The organism is Streptomyces sp. CNT372 (assembly GCF_000377145.1).
Window position 1 is genome coordinate 524,731 of record NZ_KB897778.1, and the last position, 18,128, is coordinate 542,858.

18 protein-coding genes are annotated in these 18,128 nt (G+C 73.4%); 15 read left to right on the forward strand and 3 right to left on the reverse strand.

Translation table 11 applies throughout. From position 1 onward, the window contains the following. Positions 1–126: 126 nt before the first annotated feature. The 4 genes from hrcA (at position 127) to C593_RS0107585 (ending at position 4,531) form a co-directional block, all read left to right on the forward strand. Positions 127–1,143 carry a heat-inducible transcriptional repressor HrcA gene (gene hrcA / locus C593_RS0107570; protein ID WP_018846693.1) on the forward strand — a complete coding sequence of 339 codons (1,017 nt, stop codon included), beginning with the start codon at positions 127–129 and terminating at the stop codon, positions 1,141–1,143. Then, entirely contained in the window at positions 1,144–2,280 is a 1,137-nt protein-coding gene (gene dnaJ / locus C593_RS0107575; RefSeq protein ID WP_018846694.1) for a molecular chaperone DnaJ, read from the forward strand. Positions 2,281–2,717: 437 nt separating this feature from the next. Continuing rightward, a complete protein-coding gene (locus tag C593_RS0107580; RefSeq protein ID WP_018846695.1) occupies positions 2,718–3,791 on the forward strand; it encodes a nitronate monooxygenase in 1,074 nt (357 codons plus the stop codon). Further along, complete coding sequence (locus C593_RS0107585) at positions 3,788–4,531, forward strand: 16S rRNA (uracil(1498)-N(3))-methyltransferase (protein ID WP_018846696.1); 744 nt, start codon at positions 3,788–3,790, stop codon at positions 4,529–4,531. The genes C593_RS0107580 and C593_RS0107585 overlap by 4 nt, the downstream gene beginning before the upstream one ends. Before the next feature lie 38 nt (positions 4,532–4,569). Here the strand turns inward: C593_RS0107585 and C593_RS0107590 are convergent, their stop codons facing one another. Next, positions 4,570–5,022: a lamin tail domain-containing protein gene (locus tag C593_RS0107590; RefSeq protein ID WP_018846697.1), complete on the reverse strand. Its 453-nt coding sequence runs from the start codon at positions 5,020–5,022 to the stop codon at positions 4,570–4,572. Between the two features lie 261 nt (positions 5,023–5,283). Between C593_RS0107590 and C593_RS0107595 the strand changes: the two genes are divergently transcribed. From C593_RS0107595 to C593_RS0107615, 5 genes are all read left to right on the forward strand, one after another. Further along, positions 5,284–5,826, forward strand: coding sequence for a hypothetical protein (locus C593_RS0107595; protein WP_020610258.1), 543 nt, complete (start codon positions 5,284–5,286; stop codon positions 5,824–5,826). A 46-nt stretch (positions 5,827–5,872) separates the two neighbouring features. Then, on the forward strand, positions 5,873–9,076 hold the full coding sequence (locus C593_RS0107600; RefSeq protein ID WP_018846699.1) for a S41 family peptidase: 3,204 nt from the start codon (positions 5,873–5,875) through the stop codon (positions 9,074–9,076). A 94-nt stretch (positions 9,077–9,170) separates the two neighbouring features. Further along, positions 9,171–9,530 (forward strand): histidine triad nucleotide-binding protein, encoded by a 360-nt coding sequence (locus tag C593_RS0107605; protein ID WP_018846700.1) that lies wholly within the window; start codon positions 9,171–9,173, stop codon positions 9,528–9,530. 6 nt (positions 9,531–9,536) lie between these two features. After that, positions 9,537–10,469 carry a ribonuclease Z gene (locus tag C593_RS0107610; RefSeq protein ID WP_018846701.1) on the forward strand — a complete coding sequence of 311 codons (933 nt, stop codon included), beginning with the start codon at positions 9,537–9,539 and terminating at the stop codon, positions 10,467–10,469. A gap of 26 nt (positions 10,470–10,495) precedes the next feature. Beyond that, positions 10,496–11,608 carry a PfkB family carbohydrate kinase gene (locus C593_RS0107615; RefSeq protein ID WP_018846702.1) on the forward strand — a complete coding sequence of 371 codons (1,113 nt, stop codon included), beginning with the start codon at positions 10,496–10,498 and terminating at the stop codon, positions 11,606–11,608. Between the two features lie 100 nt (positions 11,609–11,708). On the opposite strand, the gene C593_RS0107620 is transcribed toward C593_RS0107615, so the two are convergent. Next, positions 11,709–13,190 carry a cation:proton antiporter domain-containing protein gene (locus tag C593_RS0107620; RefSeq protein ID WP_018846703.1) on the reverse strand — a complete coding sequence of 494 codons (1,482 nt, stop codon included), beginning with the start codon at positions 13,188–13,190 and terminating at the stop codon, positions 11,709–11,711. A gap of 9 nt (positions 13,191–13,199) precedes the next feature. Further along, the gene (locus C593_RS0107625; RefSeq protein ID WP_018846704.1) at positions 13,200–13,427 is read right to left on the reverse strand and encodes a cation:proton antiporter regulatory subunit; all 228 of its coding nucleotides are present in this window, start codon (positions 13,425–13,427) and stop codon (positions 13,200–13,202) included. 225 nt (positions 13,428–13,652) lie between these two features. On the opposite strand from C593_RS0107625, the gene C593_RS0107630 reads away from it, so the two are divergent. The 6 genes from C593_RS0107630 (at position 13,653) to C593_RS0107655 (ending at position 18,121) form a co-directional block, all read left to right on the forward strand. Further along, positions 13,653–14,663 (forward strand): PhoH family protein, encoded by a 1,011-nt coding sequence (locus C593_RS0107630; RefSeq protein WP_078521251.1) that lies wholly within the window; start codon positions 13,653–13,655, stop codon positions 14,661–14,663. A gap of 12 nt (positions 14,664–14,675) precedes the next feature. After that, complete coding sequence (gene ybeY / locus C593_RS0107635; RefSeq protein ID WP_018846706.1) at positions 14,676–15,173, forward strand: rRNA maturation RNase YbeY; 498 nt, start codon at positions 14,676–14,678, stop codon at positions 15,171–15,173. Further along, positions 15,170–16,474, forward strand: coding sequence for a hemolysin family protein (locus tag C593_RS0107640; protein ID WP_018846707.1), 1,305 nt, complete (start codon positions 15,170–15,172; stop codon positions 16,472–16,474). The genes ybeY and C593_RS0107640 overlap by 4 nt, the downstream gene beginning before the upstream one ends. After that, the gene (locus tag C593_RS0107645; RefSeq protein ID WP_018846708.1) at positions 16,471–16,827 is read left to right on the forward strand and encodes an MmcQ/YjbR family DNA-binding protein; all 357 of its coding nucleotides are present in this window, start codon (positions 16,471–16,473) and stop codon (positions 16,825–16,827) included. Before C593_RS0107640 ends, C593_RS0107645 begins: the two co-directional genes overlap by 4 nt. Before the next feature lie 125 nt (positions 16,828–16,952). Continuing rightward, the gene (locus C593_RS0107650) at positions 16,953–17,687 is read left to right on the forward strand and encodes a hypothetical protein (protein ID WP_026277459.1); all 735 of its coding nucleotides are present in this window, start codon (positions 16,953–16,955) and stop codon (positions 17,685–17,687) included. Positions 17,688–17,767: 80 nt separating this feature from the next. Continuing rightward, entirely contained in the window at positions 17,768–18,121 is a 354-nt protein-coding gene (locus C593_RS0107655) for a cytidine deaminase (protein WP_026277460.1), read from the forward strand. Positions 18,122–18,128 lie beyond the last annotated feature (7 nt).

Sequence of the window (18,128 nt, forward strand, 5' to 3'; positions counted from 1 at the left end):
GACGCAACGAGTGCCAGACGACCCGGAGGCGCCCAGGAGCCGACCCGGACGGTACGGGGACGCTCCCGGGAAGCACGACCTACGAAGCTCGGCCACGAGGACACGAACCACCGCTGGAGGTGCGCGATGCTCAGCGAACGCAGGCTGGAGGTGCTGCGCGCCATCGTCCAGGACTACGTGGGCACCGAGGAGCCGGTCGGCTCCAAGGCGCTGACCGAGCGGCACCAGCTCGGCGTCTCCCCGGCCACCGTGCGCAACGACATGGCGGTGCTGGAGGAGGAGGGCTTCATCGCCCAGCCCCACACCAGCGCCGGCCGCATCCCCACGGACAAGGGCTACCGGCTCTTCGTGGACAGGCTCGCCGGGGTGAAGCCGCTGTCCGCGCCCGAGCGCCGGGCCATCCAGAACTTCCTCGACGGCGCGGTCGACCTCGACGACGTCGTCGGCCGCACGGTGCGGCTGCTCGCGCAGCTCACCCGGCAGGTGGCCGTCGTCCAGTACCCCTCGCTGACCCGGTCCACGGTCCGGCACGTGGAGCTGCTGTCCCTGGCACCCGCCCGGCTGATGCTGGTGCTGATCACGGACACCGGCCGGGTCGAGCAGCGGATGGTCGACTGCCCGGCGCCGTTCGGCGAGAGCGCGCTCGCGGACCTGCGCGCCCGGCTCAACAGCCGTGTGGTGGGCCGCCGTTTCGCGGATGTGCCGCAGCTCGTGCAGGATCTGCCGGAGTCCTTCGAGGCGGAGGACCGCGGCACGGTCTCCACGGTGCTGGCGACGCTGCTGGAGACCCTGGTCGAGGAGACCGAGGAGCGGCTGATGATCGGCGGCACCGCCAATCTGACCCGCTTCGGACACGATTTCCCCCTGACGATCAGGCCGGTGCTGGAGGCGCTGGAGGAGCACGTGGTGCTGCTCAAGCTCCTCGGCGAGGCCCCGGAATCGGGCGTGACCGTGAGAATCGGGCATGAGAATGCCCACGAGGGACTGAACTCCACGTCCGTCGTCTCGGTCGGTTACGGTTCGGGCGGCGAAGCAGTCGCCAAACTCGGCGTGGTCGGACCGACCCGCATGGACTACCCCGGAACGATGGGAGCGGTACGCGCAGTGGCACGTTACGTCGGACAGATCCTGGCGGAGTCGTAAGTGGCCACGGACTACTACGCCGTACTCGGCGTACGCCGCGACGCATCGCAGGACGAGATCAAGAAGGCGTTCCGCCGTCTCGCCCGTGAGCTCCACCCGGACGTGAACCCGGACCCGAAGACGCAGGAGCGCTTCAAGGAGATCAACGCCGCGTACGAGGTCCTCTCGGACCCGCAGAAGAAGCAGGTCTACGACCTCGGCGGCGACCCGCTCTCCCAGGCCGGGGGCCCCGGTGCGGGCGGCTTCGGCGCGGGCGGTTTCGGGAACTTCTCCGACATCATGGACGCCTTCTTCGGCACGGCCTCGCAGCGCGGCCCGCGCTCGCGCACCCGCCGGGGCCAGGACGCCATGATCCGCCTGGAGGTCGAGCTCAACGAGGCGGCCTTCGGCACCACCAAGGACATCCAGGTCGACACGGCGGTCGTCTGCAACGGCTGCTCCGGCGAGGGCGCCGCCCCCGGCACCTCGGCGCAGACCTGCGACATGTGCCGCGGGCGCGGCGAGGTCTCGCAGGTCACGCGGTCGTTCCTGGGCCAGGTCATGACCTCCCGGCCCTGCCCGCAGTGCCAGGGCTTCGGCACGGTCGTGCCGACCCCGTGCCCGGAGTGCGCGGGTGACGGGCGGGTCCGCTCCCGCCGCACCCTGACGGTGAAGATCCCGGCGGGCGTCGACAACGGCACCCGTATCCAGCTCGCGGGCGAGGGCGAGGTCGGCCCCGGCGGCGGCCCGGCAGGCGACCTGTACGTGGAGATCCACGAGCTGCCCCACCCCGTCTTCCAGCGGCGCGGCGACGACCTGCACTGCACGGTCACCATCCCGATGACGGCGGCGGCCCTGGGCACCAAGTGCCCGCTGGAGACCCTCGACGGCCTGGAGGAGGTCGACATCCGGCCCGGCACCCAGTCCGGCCAGTCGATCCCGCTGCACGGGCGCGGCATCACTCACCTGCGCGGGGGCGGCCGGGGCGACCTGATCGTGCACGTCGAGGTCACGACCCCGTCCAAGCTGGACCCGGAGCAGGAGCGCCTCCTGCGCGACCTGGCCAAGCTCCGCGGCGAGGAACGCCCCCAGGGCCAGTTCCAGCCGGGGCAGCAGGGCCTCTTCTCCCGCCTCAAGGACGCGTTCAACGGACGCTAGCCCGTCCGCCCCGCCGGGCCCCGGTCCGGCCGGTGCCCGTCCCGACGAGCCGCCCCCGCCAACCGGCGGGGGCGGCTCGTCGCTGTGCGGTGGGATGCGGCGGGGGCTGCGGGACAGGCGTTCGCGGCGGGGCGGGCGCCCGCGCCCGCCTTCCCGGCCGGCGGGGCCCGGCGGGGGCCTGGCCGGGCTGTCGCCGGGGCTCCCGTCCCGGGTGCTGCCGTCGCGCCGGCCTCCGGCGGGCCCCGGCGGCGGCACGGGCATGGCCCGGCATACGGCCGATCGCCGTCCTGGATCAGGAACGCCCGCCTCGGCGGCGGCCGGGGCCCCGGGGCTGCCCGGTCGCGGCGGGGCCCGGGGCCGACCCGGCCCCCGCGGGCCCCGGCCCCGTACGGCCGCCCCGTGCGGGCGCGCGGTGCCCGCATGGGACGATGGCACGCATGTCCTCCGCGCTCACCGAACTCTGCCGGTATCCGATCGTGCAGGCCCCGATGGCGGGCGGGGCGTCCTGCCCCGCTCTCGCCGCCGCCGTGTCCGAGGCCGGGGGGCTCGGGTTTCTCGCTGCCGGGTACAAGAGCGCGGACGGGATGCGCCAGGAGATCGCCGGGCTGCGGGAGCTCACCACCCTGCCCTTCGGGGTGAACCTGTTCCTGCCGCAGGCCGGTGCGGCCGACCAGGCCGCGGTCAGTGTGTACCGGCAGCAGCTCGCCGGGGAGTCCGCCTGGTACGAGACCGCGCTCGGCGACCCGGACGCGGGCCGGGACGACGCCTACGCGGCCAAGCTGGCGCTGCTGCTCGAGGACCCGGTGCCCGTGGTCTCGTTCACCTTCGGCTGCCCGTCCGGCGACGACCTCGCCGCCCTCGCCGGGGTGGGCACCACCACCGTCGTCACCGTGACCACGCCCGAGGAGGCCATGGCCGCCCAGTGGGCGGGCGCCGACGCCGTGTGCGTACAGGGCGTCGAGGCGGGCGGCCACCAGGGCACCCACCGCGACGACCCCGACGCGGACGGGCACGGGCTCGGCCTGCTCTCCCTCGTCCAGCTGGTCCGCGAGGCCGTCGACGTGCCGGTCGTCGCCGCCGGCGGCCTGATGCGCGGGGCCCAGATCGCCGCCGTGCTCGCCGCCGGGGCGAGCGCCGCCCAGCTCGGCACCGCCTTCCTGGTGTGCCCGGAGTCCGGCGCCAACGCCCTCCACAAGGAGGCGATGACCAACCCCCTGTTCCACCGGACCGAGTTGACCCGCGCCTTCTCCGGGCGGCCCGCCCGCGGCCTGGTCAACCGGTTCATGCGCGAGCACGGCCGCTACGCCCCGGCCGCGTACCCCGAGGTGCACCACCTCACCAGCCCGCTGCGCAAGGCCGCCGCGGCGGCCGGGGACCCGCAGGGGATGGCCCTGTGGGCCGGGCAGGGCCACCGGCTCGCCCGGGACCTGCCCGCCGGACGTCTGGTAGAGGTCCTCGCCGCCGAACTCGACGCGGCCGGCGCCGCTCTCGTCCCGGGCGGCGCCCGGTGACCGCGGCCGTCTTCGTCACCGACAGCCTCGACGGCGTCGTCCCGGGCTCCGTCGTCACCCTGGACGGGCCGGAGGGCCGGCACGCCGTGTCGGTGCGGCGGCTCGCGCCCGGCGAGGAGGTCGTCCTCACGGACGGCCTGGGCCGGGGCGCCGCCGGCACCGTGCTGGCCACCGAGGGCAAGGACCGGCTTTCCGTGGAGGTCCGCAACTGCCCCGTCGAGCCCGAACCGACGCCCCGGATCACCGTGGTGCAGGCGCTGCCCAAGGGCGACCGCGGCGAACTCGCCGTGGAGACCATGACGGAGACCGGGGCCGACGCCGTGGTGCCGTGGGCGGCGGCGCGGTGCATCACCCAGTGGAAGGGCGAGCGGGGCGTCAAATCCCTGGCCAAATGGCGCTCCACGGCCCGCGAGGCAGGCAAGCAGGCGCGCCGGCTGCGCTTCTTGGAGGTCGCCGAGGCGGCGACCACCAAGCAGGTCGCCGCCCTGCTGGCGGCGGCCGACTTCGCGGCCGTGCTGCACGAGGAGGGCGCGGAACCCCTGGCGACCGCCGAACTCCCCGCGTCCGGCTCGATCGTGCTGGTCGTCGGGCCCGAAGGGGGCGTCGCCCCGCAGGAGTTGGAGCTTTTCGCCGAGGCCGGCGCCCGCCCCTACCGGCTGGGCCGCACCGTGCTGCGCACCTCGACCGCCGGCACGGCGGCGACGGCCCTGCTGCTGGGGCGCACCGGCCGCTGGTCCTGACCAGCCAACCAGCCAACCGGCCGGCGCGCCCGCGGGGGTCAGCACATCGTGTAGTCGACCCGGGTCGAGTTGTACGAGCAGGTGTCCGCCGTGGACCCGTTCGCCTTCTTCAGCGTCGCCGTGTCCTTGTCGTTGTTCCACACGTACGCGGCGCGGTTCTGGTAGCGCGTGGCCGCGGTGTCCCTGCCCTTGCCGGTGCGCACCGTGACGGTCTTGCCCTTGCCCAGGCTGTAGGTGCCGAAGGTGTACTTGTGGTTCGCCTTGTCCACCAGCACCCAGCCCTTGAGGTTCACCGCCCGGGAGGTGGTGTTGCGGATCTGGACGTACTCGGCGTTGAGACTGGCGTTGGTGCGCCGGTCGGTGCCGGGGCTGTCGTAGTAGATCTTGTAGAGGTGGACCGAGCCGGCGGCGTGGGCCGGGGCGGGCAGGGCGACGAGACCGGCGACGGCCGCCACCGTGGCGGCGGCGGCCGTCGTGCGGATACGGAGCATCAACGTTCCTTTGCGATGAGAGAACACCGGGCGCCCCCCAAGGACTTCGGGCCCGGCGTAGCGCAGATAATAGGCAGATATGGCGGCAGGGAAGGTCGTTTACCGAAAACCCGGAAATCCGAAGAACCGGAGATCCTCAGGTCCTTGCGCGCCCGGACCGGCACCCCGTCCCGCGCCCGCCGGGGCGCCCGGGCGCCCCGGCGCGCAAACTGGCCGCAACCGTCCTTCTCCCGCGCGCCCGCCGGTGGGACCCTGCCCTCCATGAACGTGCTCAGAGGCGCGGCGGGGCTCGCCGTGTGCGCACTGGTGGCCGTCGGCGCGACGGCCTGCGAACCCGCGGCAGGCGGACTCAGCGCCTCCGCCGTGGCGTTCACCACCGACCGCACCGCGACCAGCACCCTGGAGCGGCTGACCTTCGAGGTCGCCTGGCTCACCTGCACCGCGGACCTCGACCGGGAGGCCACCGCGTCCCGCGCCGGTTCCGGGGACGCCACGGCCTCGCCCGGCACCGGCCGGGCCCGCGTCGACTGCGAGGGGGAGACCGAATCCGGCCAGGACATCACCCTGGACGGAACGGTCACCGAGGAGCGCGACGGGACCTGCGTGCGCGGGGACATGACCGCCCGGATCGACCGCGAGGTGGTCTTCGAGGCCACCATGCTCGGCGACTGCTCTGCCGCCGCCTCCCCGAGCGCCCGCCCCACCCGGACCGCCCCCGGCGACGCTTCCCGGCCGGGCCCGGGCCCCACCGTGACGGTGACGGTCACCGAGACCGTCACCGTCACCCCCGTTCCGGCCAAGTGATCCAAAGCCCTCCGCGCGGGAGGGCTCCGCACCTAGGGTGAGCAGGGTGACGCACCCTGCCTACCTCCGGTTTCCGCATCTGCACGGCGAGTTGATCGCCTTCACGGCCGAGGACGACGTCTGGGTCGCCCCGCTCGACGGCGGCCGTGCGTGGCGCGTCAGCGCCGACAACATGCCCGTGAACCACCCCCGCTTCTCGCCCGACGGCACCCGCATCGCCTGGACCTCCACCCGCGACGGCGCTCCCGAGGTCCATGCCGCCCCCGTCGACGGCGGCCCGGCCGACCGGCTGACCCACTGGGGCAGTCACCGCACCTCGGTCCGCGGCTGGACGCCCGACGGGCGGGTCCTCGCGCTGACCACCCACGGCCAGGCGTCGCTGCGCCGCTCCTGGGCCCGTGCCGTCCCGCTGGACGGCGGCCCGGCCGAGACCCTGCCGTACGGGCCCGTCGGCCACGTCGCCCCCGGGCCGCGTACCCTGCTGCTCTCCGCGACGATGGGCCGCGAGGCCACCGCCTGGAAGCGCTACCGCGGCGGCACCGCGGGCAAGCTGTGGATCGAGACGGCCGAGGGCACCGGGGAGTTCGCCCGCGTCCACGAGGACCTGGACGGCAACACCGAGTACCCGCTGTGGGTCGGCGAGCGGATCGCCTTCCTCAGCGACCACGAGGGCACCGGCGCCCTCTACTCCTCCCTGCCCGACGGCTCCGGCCTGCGCCGCCACAGCCCCCTGGACGGCTTCTGGGCCCGGCACGCGGCCACCGACGGCACCCGGGTGATCTGGTCCAGCGCCGGTGAGCTGTGGCTCCTGGACGGCCTCGACGAGGGAACCGAACCCCGCCGGCTCGACGTCCGCCTCGGCGGTCAGCGCACCGACCAGCGCCCCCGGCCCGTCTCCGCCGAGCACTGGCTCGGCTCCGCGGCCCCCGACCACACCGGCCGCGGCAGCGCGGCCGAGATCCGCGGCGCGGTCCACTGGATCACCCACCGGGGCGGCCCCGCCCGCGAACTCGCCGCCGAACCGGGCGTCCGCGCCCGCACCCCCCGCACCTTCCGGGCGGACGGCGAGGAGCACGTCGTCTGGGTGACCGACGCGGAGGGCGACGACGCCCTGGAGTTCGCCCCCGCGACCGGCGCCCCCGCCGGTGCCCCGCCGCGCCGGCTCGCCGCCGGACGCCTCGGCCGCGTCGTGGAACTCGCCGTCGCCCCCGACGGCAGCCGGGCCGCGGTCGCCTCCCACGACGGGCGCGTCCTGCTGGTGGAACGTGAGACCGGCGAGGTCCGCGAGGTCGACCGCAGCCCCCACGGGGACGCCGAGGGGCTCGCCTTCTCGCCCGACTCCGCGTGGCTCGCCTGGTCCCACGCGGGGCCCGACCCGCTGCGGCAGATCAAGCTGGCCAACACCGGGGACCTGACCGTCAGCGAGGCCACCCCTCTGCGGTTCGCCGACTACCAGCCCGTGTTCACCCTCGACGGCAAGCACCTGGCCTTCCTCTCCGAGCGCGCCTTCGACCCGGTCTACGACACCCATGTCTTCGACCTCGCCTTCGTCGGCGGCTGCCGTCCGCACCTGATCACCCTGGCCGCCGCCACGCCCTCCCCGTTCGGCCCGCAGCGCCACGGCCGCCCCTTCGACGCGGACGGCGAGGACTCCGAGTCCGACGCCGAGGCCACCGCGCCGCCGACCACCCGGATCGACCTCGACGGCCTGGCCGACCGGATCGTCCCGTTCCCCGTCGAGGCCGCCCGCTACTCGGCCCTGCGCGCCGCCAAGGACGGGCTGCTGTGGCTGCGCCACCCCCTGCACGGCGTCCTCGGCGCCACCCGGGCCACCCCCGAGGACCCCGCCCCGGACACCTCCCTGGAGCGCTACGACCTGGCCCAGCAGCGGGTCGAGGAACTCGTGGGCGACGCCGCCTGGTTCGAGGTCAGCGGCGACGGCAAGCGGGTCCTGCTGCGCACCGACGGCAAGCTCAAGGTCGTCCCCAGCGACCGGCGCGCCTCCCGCGACGAGGACAGCGACGGCAACATCACCGTCGACCTCTCGCGGGTCCGCCGGACCGTCGACCCGGCCGCCGAGTGGCGCCAGATGTACGCCGAGACCGGCCGCCTGATGCGCGACCACTTCTGGCGCGAGGACATGGGCGGGACCGACTGGGACGGCGTCCTGGAGCGCTACCGCCCGGTCCTGGACCGGGTCGCCACCCATGACGACCTGGTCGACCTGCTCTGGGAGGTGCACGGCGAACTGGGCACCTCGCACGCTTATGTGATGCCGTCGGGCTGGGGCGGAACGCGGTCCACCCGGATGGGACTGCTCGGCGCGGACATCTCCCGCGCGGCGGACGGCTCCTGGCGCATCGACCGCATCCTGCCCTCCGAGACCTCCGACCCGCACGCCCGCTCCCCGCTCGCCGCCCCCGGGGTCGCGCTGCGCGCCGGGGACGCCCTGGTCGCCGTCGACGGCCGCCCGGTCGACCCGGTGCGCGGGCCCTGGCCCCTGCTCGCGGGAACGGCCGGCCAGCCCGTCGAACTGACCGTCTCCCCGGCGGGCGGCGGGGAGCAGCGGCACGCCGTGGTGGTGCCGATCGCCGACGAGGAGCCGCTGCGCTACCACGCCTGGGTCGCCGACCGCCGCCGCCATGTCCACGAGCAGTCCGCGGGGCGGCTCGGCTATCTGCACGTCCCCGACATGCAGGCCCCCGGCTGGGCGCAGATCCACCGGGACCTGCGGATCGAGGTGGCCCGCGAGGGCCTGGTGGTGGACGTCCGGGAGAACCGCGGCGGCCACACCTCGCAGCTCGTTGTCGAGAAGCTGGCCCGCCGGATCGTGGGCTGGGACCTGCCGCGCGGCCGGGAACCGTACAGCTACCCGCTGGACGCGCCGCGCGGCCCGGTGGTCGCCGTCGCCAACGAGTTCTCCGGGTCGGACGGCGACATCGTCAACGCGGCCATCAAGGCCCTGGGCATCGGCCCGGTGGTCGGCACCCGCACCTGGGGCGGGGTCGTCGGCATCGACAGCCGCTACTCGCTGGTCGACGGCACCCTGGTCACCCAGCCCAAGTACGCCTTCTGGTTCGAGGGTTACGGCTGGGACGTGGAGAACCGGGGCGTGGAGCCGGACGTGGAGGTCGTCCCCACCCCGCAGGACCACGCCGCCGGGCGGGACCCGCAGCTCGACGAGGCGATCCGGATGGCCCTCGCGGTCCTCGCGGAGAACCCGGCCAAGACCCCGCCGCCACGCCTCTGAACCGCGCCGCCCCGCCGGACACCACCTGGACCCGCCGGCGGGGCGGCTAGCATGACGTCACCTGTGACCGACACCGCGAGGAGGCGGCCCGCGCATGGCCGGAGAACCGCAGGCGGACTGCCTGTTCTGCAAGATCGTCGCCGGGGACGTGCCCGCCATCGTGGTGCGCGAGTCGCAGACCACGGTCGCCTTCCGTGACATCAACCCCCAGGCGCCCACCCATGTCCTGGTGATCCCCAAGGCCCACTACCCGGACGCCGCCTCGCTGGCCGCCGGTGCGCCGGAACTCGCCGCCGACGTGCTGCGCGAGGCCGGAGCGGTCGCGGAGGACGAGAAGGTGACCGGCTCCGGCTACCGGATCGTCCTCAACACCGGCGCGGGCGCGGGCCAGACCGTCTTCCACGCCCACGCCCATGTGCTCGCCGGCCGCGGGCTCGAATGGCCTCCCGGGTAACGAGACGTGTCCGTACGCGAGTTGGTGGTGCTGGGCACCGCGAGCCAGGTGCCGACCCGGCACCGCAACCACAACGGCTACCTGCTGCGCTGGGACGGCGGGGGCATCCTCTTCGACCCCGGTGAGGGCACCCAGCGGCAGATGCTCCGCGCCGGGGTGTCCGCGCACGACATCGACCGGATCTGCGTCACGCACTTCCACGGCGACCACTCGCTGGGCCTGGCCGGGGTGATCCAGCGGATCAACCTCGACCAGGTCCCGCACCCGGTCACCGCGCACTACCCGGCCAGTGGGCAGCGCTTCTTCGACCGGTTGCGCTACGCCACCGCCTACCGCGAGACCGTCGCCCTGCGCGAGGAGCCCGTCTTGGCCGACGGCCCGCTCGCCGAGGCGGCCACGTACACCCTGCACGCCCACCGGCTCTCCCACCCTGTCGAGTCCTACGGCTACCGGCTGGTGGAGCCGGACGGGCGCCGGATGCTGCCCGAACGCCTCGCCGCGCACGGCATCTCCGGGCCGGACGTGGGCCGCCTCCAGCGGGAGGGCGGACTGCGCGGGGTCACCCTGGAGGAGGTCAGCGAGGTGCGGCGCGGCCGGCGGTTCGCGTTCATCATGGACACCCGGCTCTGCGAGGGCGTGCATGTGCTCGCCGAGGGCTGCGACCTGCTGGTCATCGAGTCCACCTTCCTCGACGAGGACGAGCACCTGGCGAAGGACCACGGCCATCTGACCGCCGGGCAGGCGGGCGCCGCCGCCGCCGGGGCCGGGGTGCGGCACCTCGTGCTCACCCACTTCTCCCAGCGCTACACCGACGCGGAGGAGACCTTCGAGGCGCAGGCCCGTGCGGCCGGGTTCACCGGCGAGATCACCGTCGCGCGGGATCTGCAACGGGTCCCGATGCCCACCGGCGGGGAGCGGGGTTCGGGCAGACTGGCCTGAAACGCACCACCCACGGGAGCGCCACGGTGACGACACACGACGGAGAGCCGCAGCACCACCACACGGCCCGCCTGGACCCGCTGGCGGCTCTGCGGACCCCGGCCGATCCGGCCTGCGACGTCTATCTCACCGGCAGTGTGTTCCTGGACATCGTCTTCACCGGCCTGGACAGCGCCCCGGTGCGCGGCACCGAGTCCTGGGCGCGCGGCATGGGCTCCAGCCCGGGCGGGGTCGCCAACATGGCCACCGCGCTGGCCCGGCTCGGCCTGCGCACCTCCCTCGCCGCCGCCTTCGGCGCCGACCACTACGGCGAGTACTGCTGGGACGCCCTCGAACAGGGCGAGGGCATCGACCTCTCGCTCTCCCGGACCGTGGCCGGCTGGCACTCGCCCGTCACGGTCTCCATGGCCTACGAGGGAGAACGCACCATGGTCTCCCACGGCCACGAGGCACCGGTCCACGAGTCCGCGCCGGACAGCCCGCCGCCCGCCCGGGCCGCCGTCGCCTCCCTCACGCAGGGCGTGCACGCCGACTGGATCGCCCGCGCGGCCCGGTCCGGCACCCGGGTCTTCGCCGACGTCGGATGGGACGAGACCGGCCGCTGGGACCCGGCCGACCTCGCGGACCTGGAGCACTGCGAAGCGTTCCTGCCGAACGCCGGGGAGGCCATGCGCTACACCCGCACCGACTGCCCCCGCGCCGCCGCCCACGCCCTCGCCGAACGCGTCCGCCTCGCGGTCGTCACCCTCGGCGCGGAGGGCGCCTACGCGGTGGACGCGGCGACCGGGGAGAGCGCCCGGGTGCCCGCCATCGCGGTGGAGGCCCTGGACCCGACGGGGGCGGGGGACGTGTTCATGGCCGGATTCGTCACCGGCACCCTCGCCGGCTGGCCGCTCGCCGACCGGCTCGCCTTCGCGGGGCTGACCGCCGCCCTCTCCGTGCAGGAGTTCGGCGGCTCGCTCTCAGCGCCCAGCTGGTGGGAGGTGGCCGCCTGGTGGCAGTCGGTGCAGAGCCTGCCCGGCCAGGACCCGGCCGCCCTGCGGCGCTACGCCTTCCTGGAGCGCCTGCTGCCCGCGCCGGTCCGCCCGTGGCCGCTGCGGCGCGCGGTCCCGACGATCGGGTTCCGCCGCACCGGCTGAGGTGCACCGGCTGAGGTGCGCCGGCCGAGGCACCGGGGGCGCACGCGACCGGGGCCGTGCGCGGGCGCCGGGGCCGCGGCCGCTCGCGGCGCGCACGGCGTCACTTCTTGCGCGGCGCCCCCAGCGGAGCACGGACCAGGGTGTCGTCCACGAAGCAGAACCGCCAGTCCTCGCCCGGCTGCGCGGACTGGACGATCGGGTGGCGGGCCCCGGCGGCGTGGCCGCGGGCGTGCCGGTGCGGGGAGTCGTCGCAGCAGCCGACGTATCCGCAGGTCACGCAGAGCCGAAGCTGTACCCAGTCCGACCCCAGGCGCCGGCACTCGGCGCACTCCCGGGTGTCGGTGCCGGTGACCCGGATCTGGTCCAGGTGCGTGCAGGAGGTGCTGATCGTCTCCTCGCGCACATACGTCCAGTTCGACCGCAGCAGCCGGTCCGGCATGATCCGCGCCAGGTGCCGCGACTGCGCCGCCAGGACCGGACTGACCACCGCCAGCACCAGCACGTACAGAGCGACGAACGGGCCGATCCGCCCGTCCAGACCGGCGTCCAGTGCGAGGGTGGCGAGGATCAGCGAGAACTCGCCCCGGCCCAGCACCGTGAGCCCGATGTTCGCCGCCCCGCGCTGGTTGAAGCCGAACAGCCGGGCGGCCACGATCCCCGCCGCGATGTTCCCCACCAGTGTCACCAGCACCGCGAGCACCACCGGGACGATCACCTCGCCCAGCGCGCCGACCTCGATGTTCAGTCCGAAGGCCACGAAGAACACCGTCGCCAGCACGTCCCGCAGCGGCAGCACCAGCCGTTCCAGCCGCTCCTTGTAGGCGGTCCGCGAGATCACCAGGCCGATCATCAGGGCGCCGATCGCGTCCGAGACGCCGACCTCCTCCGAGAGCCCCGCCACCAGCACGACCAGGCCGATCGTCACCACGATCAGCAGTTCGTCCTCCCGGCTGCCGACCAGCCCGGACACGGCCTTAGCGCCGTACCGGGCGATCGCGAAGAGGAGAACCAGGAAGCCGAAGCTGACCCCGATCTCGCGGACCAGCTCCAGCGGGGAGTCCGCGTCGGAGAGCACCGGCGACAGCAGGGCCAGGTAGAAGGCGAGGAACAGGTCCTCGATCACGATGATCCCGAGGATCACCGGGGTCTCCGCGTTCGCCAGTCTGCGCAGCTCGATCAGGAGCTTGGTGACGATCGCGGACGAGGACACCCCGAGCGCGCCCGCGATCACCAGGGCCTCCGCCACGCCCCAGCCCAGCGAGAAGCCGAAGAGCAGCCCCGCGCTGACGTTGATCAGGATGTAGCAGCCGGCGGCCAGGAAGAGGCGCCGTCCGCCCCCGACCACCTGCTCCAGCGGGAACTCCACGCCGAGGTGGAAGAGCAGCAGGACCAGGCCGAGCGCCGCCAGCAGCGACAGGTCCTCCGGATGCGCGACCACCACCGGGCCGGGCGTCCCCGGCCCCAGCAGGATGCCGACGAGCATGTAGCAGGGCACCGACGGCAGTCCCACCCGGCGGGCGAGCCGCGCGACCAGCCCCGCGACCAGGACGGCCAGCCCCAGCCCGATCAGGTCGGCGTGCACCGCGCGGCCTCAGTCCTCGTAGTACGTGGACGACAGCACCGCGCCCACCTTCCGGGCCTGCTCGTCGCTCAGCTCGATCACCGCCGCCGGGTCCGGGGAGCCCTCGGTGAACACGTACAGATCCCGCACGTTCCCCGACCGCACCACGATCGAGATCCGCTGGTCGGCACGGCCGAGGTCGATGTCGTAGCGCTTGCCCACCCCTGGCAGCTCCTGGACGTGCACTCCGTGGCCCATGACTCCTCCTCGCACCGCCAGTGGCTGGGACCGTTCGTCCCCACCCGGACAGAATGTCAGCATCTGCGGCGATATGCGCCCGCTGACGCCGGGCACTCCGGCGGCGGGACCCCGGGAAAAGCCCTCGGCCTCCGCCGGGAGGGAGTCGTACCCTTGGTGGTCCGGAGGCTGTCGATCGGCGACGCCCCTGCAACGGGAGGTATGCGCAGGCCACAGGGCCGGCCCATGAATCGGACATCCACAGCCCAGAACCCGGCGCCGGGGCAGGCGCGAGCCCAGTTCACCGTCCCCGCGAAGCACCCGATGGTGACCGTCCTGGGTTCGGGTGACGCCCTCCTGCGCGTGATCGAAGAGGCCTTCCCGGCGGCCGACATCCATGTCCGGGGCAACGAGGTGAGCGCGGTCGGCGACCCGGCGGAAGTCGCCCTGGTCCAGCGCCTGTTCGACGAGATGATGCTGGTGCTCCGCACCGGGCAGCCGATGACGGAGGACGCAGTGGAACGCTCGATCGCCATGCTCAAGGCGAGCGAGGCCGGCGACGGCCCCGAGGAGACCCCCGCCGAGGTCCTCACCCAGAACATCCTCTCCAGCCGGGGCCGCACCATCCGCCCCAAGACCCTGAACCAGAAGCGCTACGTCGACGCCATCGACAAGCACACGGTCGTCTTCGGTATCGGCCCCGCGGGCACCGGCAAGACGTACCTGGCCATGGCCAAGGCGGTCCAGGCGCTCCAGTCCAAGCAGGTCAACCGCATCATCCTGACCCGCCCCGCGGTCGAGGCGGGGGAGCGGCTCGGCTTCCTGCCGGGCACCCTCTACGAGAAGATCGACCCCTATCTGCGCCCGCTCTACGACGCCCTGCACGACATGCTCGACCCCGACTCGATCCCCCGCCTGATGGCCGCGGGCACCATCGAGGTCGCGCCCCTCGCGTACATGAGGGGCAGGACCCTGAATGACGCGTTCATCATCCTCGACGAGGCGCAGAACACGAACCCCGAGCAGATGAAGATGTTCCTCACCCGGCTCGGCTTCGAGTCGAAGATCGTGATCACGGGTGACGTGACGCAGGTCGACCTGCCGAACGGCACCAAGAGCGGTCTGCGCCAGGTCCAGGAGATCCTGGACGGGGTGGAGGATGTGCACTTCTCCCGGCTCACGAGCCAGGATGTCGTACGGCACAAGCTCGTCGGCCGTATCGTCGACGCCTACGAGAAGTACGACAACGGGAAGTAGTCACAGCGCGCCATGTCGATCGACGTCAACAACGAGTCCGGAACCGAGGTCGACGAGCAGGCGATCCTCGATGTCGCCCGCTACGCGCTCGCGCGCATGCGCATCCACCCGCTCTCCGAGCTGTCGGTGATCGTGGTGGACGCGGAGGCGATGGAGCAGCTCCACATCCAGTGGATGGACCTCCCCGGACCGACCGATGTCATGTCCTTCCCGATGGACGAGCTGCGCCCGCCGGCGAAGGGCGACGAGGAGCCTCCGCAGGGGCTCCTCGGGGACATCGTGCTCTGCCCCGAGGTCGCCGAGAAGCAGGGCGCGGAGGCGCCGACGCAGCACTCCATGGACGAGGAGCTTCAGCTCCTGACCGTCCACGGGGTGCTGCATCTGCTCGGCTACGACCACGAGGAGCCGGACGAGAAGGCGGAGATGTTCGGCCTCCAGGCGGCGATCGTCGACGGCTGGCGTGGTGAGCGGGGCCTGACCGGTCCGTCGCCGGCGCCGACCCTGTCATGAGCGCCACCCTGGTCGCCGGCGCGGTCGCGCTGGTCGTCGTCGCCTGGCTGGCCGCCTGCGCGGAGGCGGGCCTCGCGCGGGTGTCCGCCTTCCGGGCCGCCGAGGCCGTCCGCTCGGGCCGGCGGGGGGCGGCGAAGCTGGAGCAGGTGGCCGCCGATCCCACCCGCTATCTGAACGTGGCTTTGCTGGTGCGGGTCGCCTGCGAGATGGCCGCGGGCGTTCTGGTCACCTACGCCTGCCTGGAGGAGTTCGAGGAGACCTGGGCGGCGCTGCTGGTCGCGATGGCCGTGATGGTGCTGGTCAGTTATGTCGCCGTCGGGGTCTCCCCGCGCACCATCGGTCGCCAGCACCCGCTGAACACGGCGACGGCGGCCGCCTATGTGCTGGTGCCGCTGGCCCGGGTGATGGGCCCCGTCCCGCAGCTCCTGATCCTCATCGGCAACGCCCTCACGCCCGGAAAGGGCTTCCGCAAGGGCCCGTTCGCCTCCGAGGCGGAGCTGCGGGCCATGGTCGACCTGGCCGAGCGGGAGTCACTGATCGAGGACGACGAGCGGCGCATGGTGCACTCGGTCTTCGAGCTGGGGGACACCCTGGTGCGCGAGGTCATGGTGCCGCGTACCGATCTGGTGAGCATCGAGCGCTTCAAGACGGTCCGTCAGGCCCTCACCCTGGCACTGCGGTCCGGCTTCTCCCGTATCCCCGTCACCGGGGAGAACGAGGACGACGTCGTGGGCGTGGTCTACCTCAAGGACCTGGTCCGCAAGACGCACGTCAACCGCGAGGCCGAGTCCGACCTGGTGTCGACGGCGATGCGGCCCGCGGTCTTCGTCCCCGACACCAAGAACGCGGGCGACCTGCTCCGCGAGATGCAGCAGAAGCGCAACCACGTCGCCGTCGTCATCGACGAGTACGGCGGCACGGCCGGCATCGTCACCATCGAGGACATCCTGGAGGAGATCGTCGGCGAGATCACCGACGAGTACGACCGGGAGCTGCCGCCGGTCGAGGAACTGGGCGAGGGCCGCTTCCGGGTCACCGCCCGCCTCGACATCGGCGACCTCGGCGAGTTGTACGGGCTGGGTGCGGACGAGCTGGACGACGAGGACGTGGAGACCGTCGGCGGGCTGCTCGCCAAGGCGCTCGGCCGGGTGCCGATCGCGGGCGCGGGCGCGGTGGTCGACCTCCCGGACGGGCGGTCGCTGCGGCTGACCGCGGAGTCGCCCGCGGGCCGCCGGAACCGGATCGTCACGGTCCTGACCGAGCCGGTGGAGAAGCCCGCGGACGACGAGGCCGGGGGATGAGGGCGGCCGCGCTGCGGGCGCTCTGCCTGGAGTTCGGCGGGGCCGTCGAGGAGTTCCCGTTCGGGCCGGAGACCTCGGTGTTCAAGGTGGGCGGGAAGATGTTCGCGCTGAGCGCGCTGGGCGCCTCGCCGCTGAAGGCCAACCTCAAGTGCGAGCCGGAGAACGCGATCCGGCTGCGCGCCCAGTACCCGGACGTGGTGGTGCCGGGCTGGCACATGAACAAGCGGCACTGGAACACCGTGACGGTCTCCGAACTGCCCGCCCGGGCCGTCCGCGAGCTGGTGGAGGACTCCTACGACCTGGTGGTGGCGGGCCTGCCGAGGGCGGAGCGGCTGCGGCTGGACCGGCCGTAGCACCGGCCCGTCGCCCCCGGCTTCGGGAGTGAACGGGTGTTCGGGTTTCTGTGTATTCTCTGTGATCACCTGAGGGGAGGGGGGGATCTCTCCCCGCGAATCACCGTGTACCGGGAGAACCCTGAATGTCTGTTCGTATGCGCCGTGCCGCCGCGGCCGTGCTCACCGCCTCCGCGCTCTGTCTCACCGCCGCCTGCGGTGGGGGCGGGGACGAGGACAAGAAGCCGGCGGCCGCCGAGAAGGCCGGCGAGAAGTCCTCGGCCCCGGCCGAGGACAAGCCCGCGTCCACCGAGCCGCTGACGGCCGCCCAGATGAAGGCCGCCACGCTGGAGCTCGGCGACCTGCCGTCCGGCTGGAAGGTCAGCAAGGTTCCGGCCGGCGAGGACGCGGCCCCCAAGGCGGACAAGCCCGAGTGCCAGCCGCTGGCCGACATGATGGGCGACAAGGTCGAGGGAGCCGAGAAGGGCGGCGACGTCGACTACCAGGGCCCCGGCACCGAGGTCGAGCTGAGCCAGCAGGTCTTCACCTTCCCCGGCACCGGAGCCGCGGACTACGTGAAGTCCTTCGACACCGCCCTGAACTCCTGCACCACCGTCCCCTTCGACATGGAGGGCGAGAAGATCCCGGTCAAGATCGCCCGGATCGACGCCCCGAAGGCGGCCGAGTCCTCGCACGCCTTCACCATGGCGATCGAGTTCGCGCCGGGCATGGAGATCAAGGTCAACATGCTCGTCGCCCAGCAGGGCACCGGCGCCACCCGGGTCGCCTACGTCAACGACGGCGGCGCCGAGGCGCAGAAGAACTTCGGCGACCTCGTCACCAAGATCGGCGACAAGCTGGCCAAGGGCGCCCAGAGCTGACACCCGCGCCTCCCGGAGGCGTGACGACCGGCCCCGGGGCGGCTCCGTGCCCGCCCCGGGGCCGCTCTATGCTCACCGGTATGACGCAGAGTGCCGACCTCGGCCCCGAGGACCGCAAGATCATCACGCTGGCGCGCAGCGCCCGGGCCCGCAACGGCGTCCCCGAGGGCGCGGCCGTGCGCGACGAGACCGGCCGCACGTATGTCGCCGGGACCGTCGCCCTCCCGTCGCTGGAGCTCAGCGCCCTGCGGACCGCCGTGGCGATGGCGGTCGCCAGCGGTGCGACCTCCCTGGAGGCCGCGGCCGTGGTCTCCGAGGCGGACGCCGCCTCCGACGCGGACCGGGCCGCTGTGCGCGACCTCGGCGGTGCCGGGACGCCGGTTCTCCTGGCAGGCCCGGACGGCCAGCTCAAGTCCTCGGTCGCGGCGGGCTGAGGAGCCC

Coding starts and splice junctions, on each gene's coding strand:
- hrcA (WP_018846693.1), top strand. CDS start 127: ATGCTCAGCGAACGCAGGCTGGAGGTGCTGCGCGCCATCGTCCAGGAC.
- C593_RS0107580 (WP_018846695.1), top strand. CDS start 2,718: ATGTCCTCCGCGCTCACCGAACTCTGCCGGTATCCGATCGTGCAGGCC.
- C593_RS0107590 (WP_018846697.1), bottom strand. CDS start 5,022: ATGCTCCGTATCCGCACGACGGCCGCCGCCGCCACGGTGGCGGCCGTC.
- C593_RS0107595 (WP_020610258.1), top strand. CDS start 5,284: ATGAACGTGCTCAGAGGCGCGGCGGGGCTCGCCGTGTGCGCACTGGTG.
- C593_RS0107605 (WP_018846700.1), top strand. CDS start 9,171: ATGGCCGGAGAACCGCAGGCGGACTGCCTGTTCTGCAAGATCGTCGCC.
- C593_RS0107625 (WP_018846704.1), bottom strand. CDS start 13,427: ATGGGCCACGGAGTGCACGTCCAGGAGCTGCCAGGGGTGGGCAAGCGC.
- C593_RS0107630 (WP_078521251.1), top strand. CDS start 13,653: ATGAATCGGACATCCACAGCCCAGAACCCGGCGCCGGGGCAGGCGCGA.
- ybeY (WP_018846706.1), top strand. CDS start 14,676: ATGTCGATCGACGTCAACAACGAGTCCGGAACCGAGGTCGACGAGCAG.
- C593_RS0107640 (WP_018846707.1), top strand. CDS start 15,170: ATGAGCGCCACCCTGGTCGCCGGCGCGGTCGCGCTGGTCGTCGTCGCC.
- C593_RS0107645 (WP_018846708.1), top strand. CDS start 16,471: ATGAGGGCGGCCGCGCTGCGGGCGCTCTGCCTGGAGTTCGGCGGGGCC.
- C593_RS0107650 (WP_026277459.1), top strand. CDS start 16,953: ATGTCTGTTCGTATGCGCCGTGCCGCCGCGGCCGTGCTCACCGCCTCC.
- C593_RS0107655 (WP_026277460.1), top strand. CDS start 17,768: ATGACGCAGAGTGCCGACCTCGGCCCCGAGGACCGCAAGATCATCACG.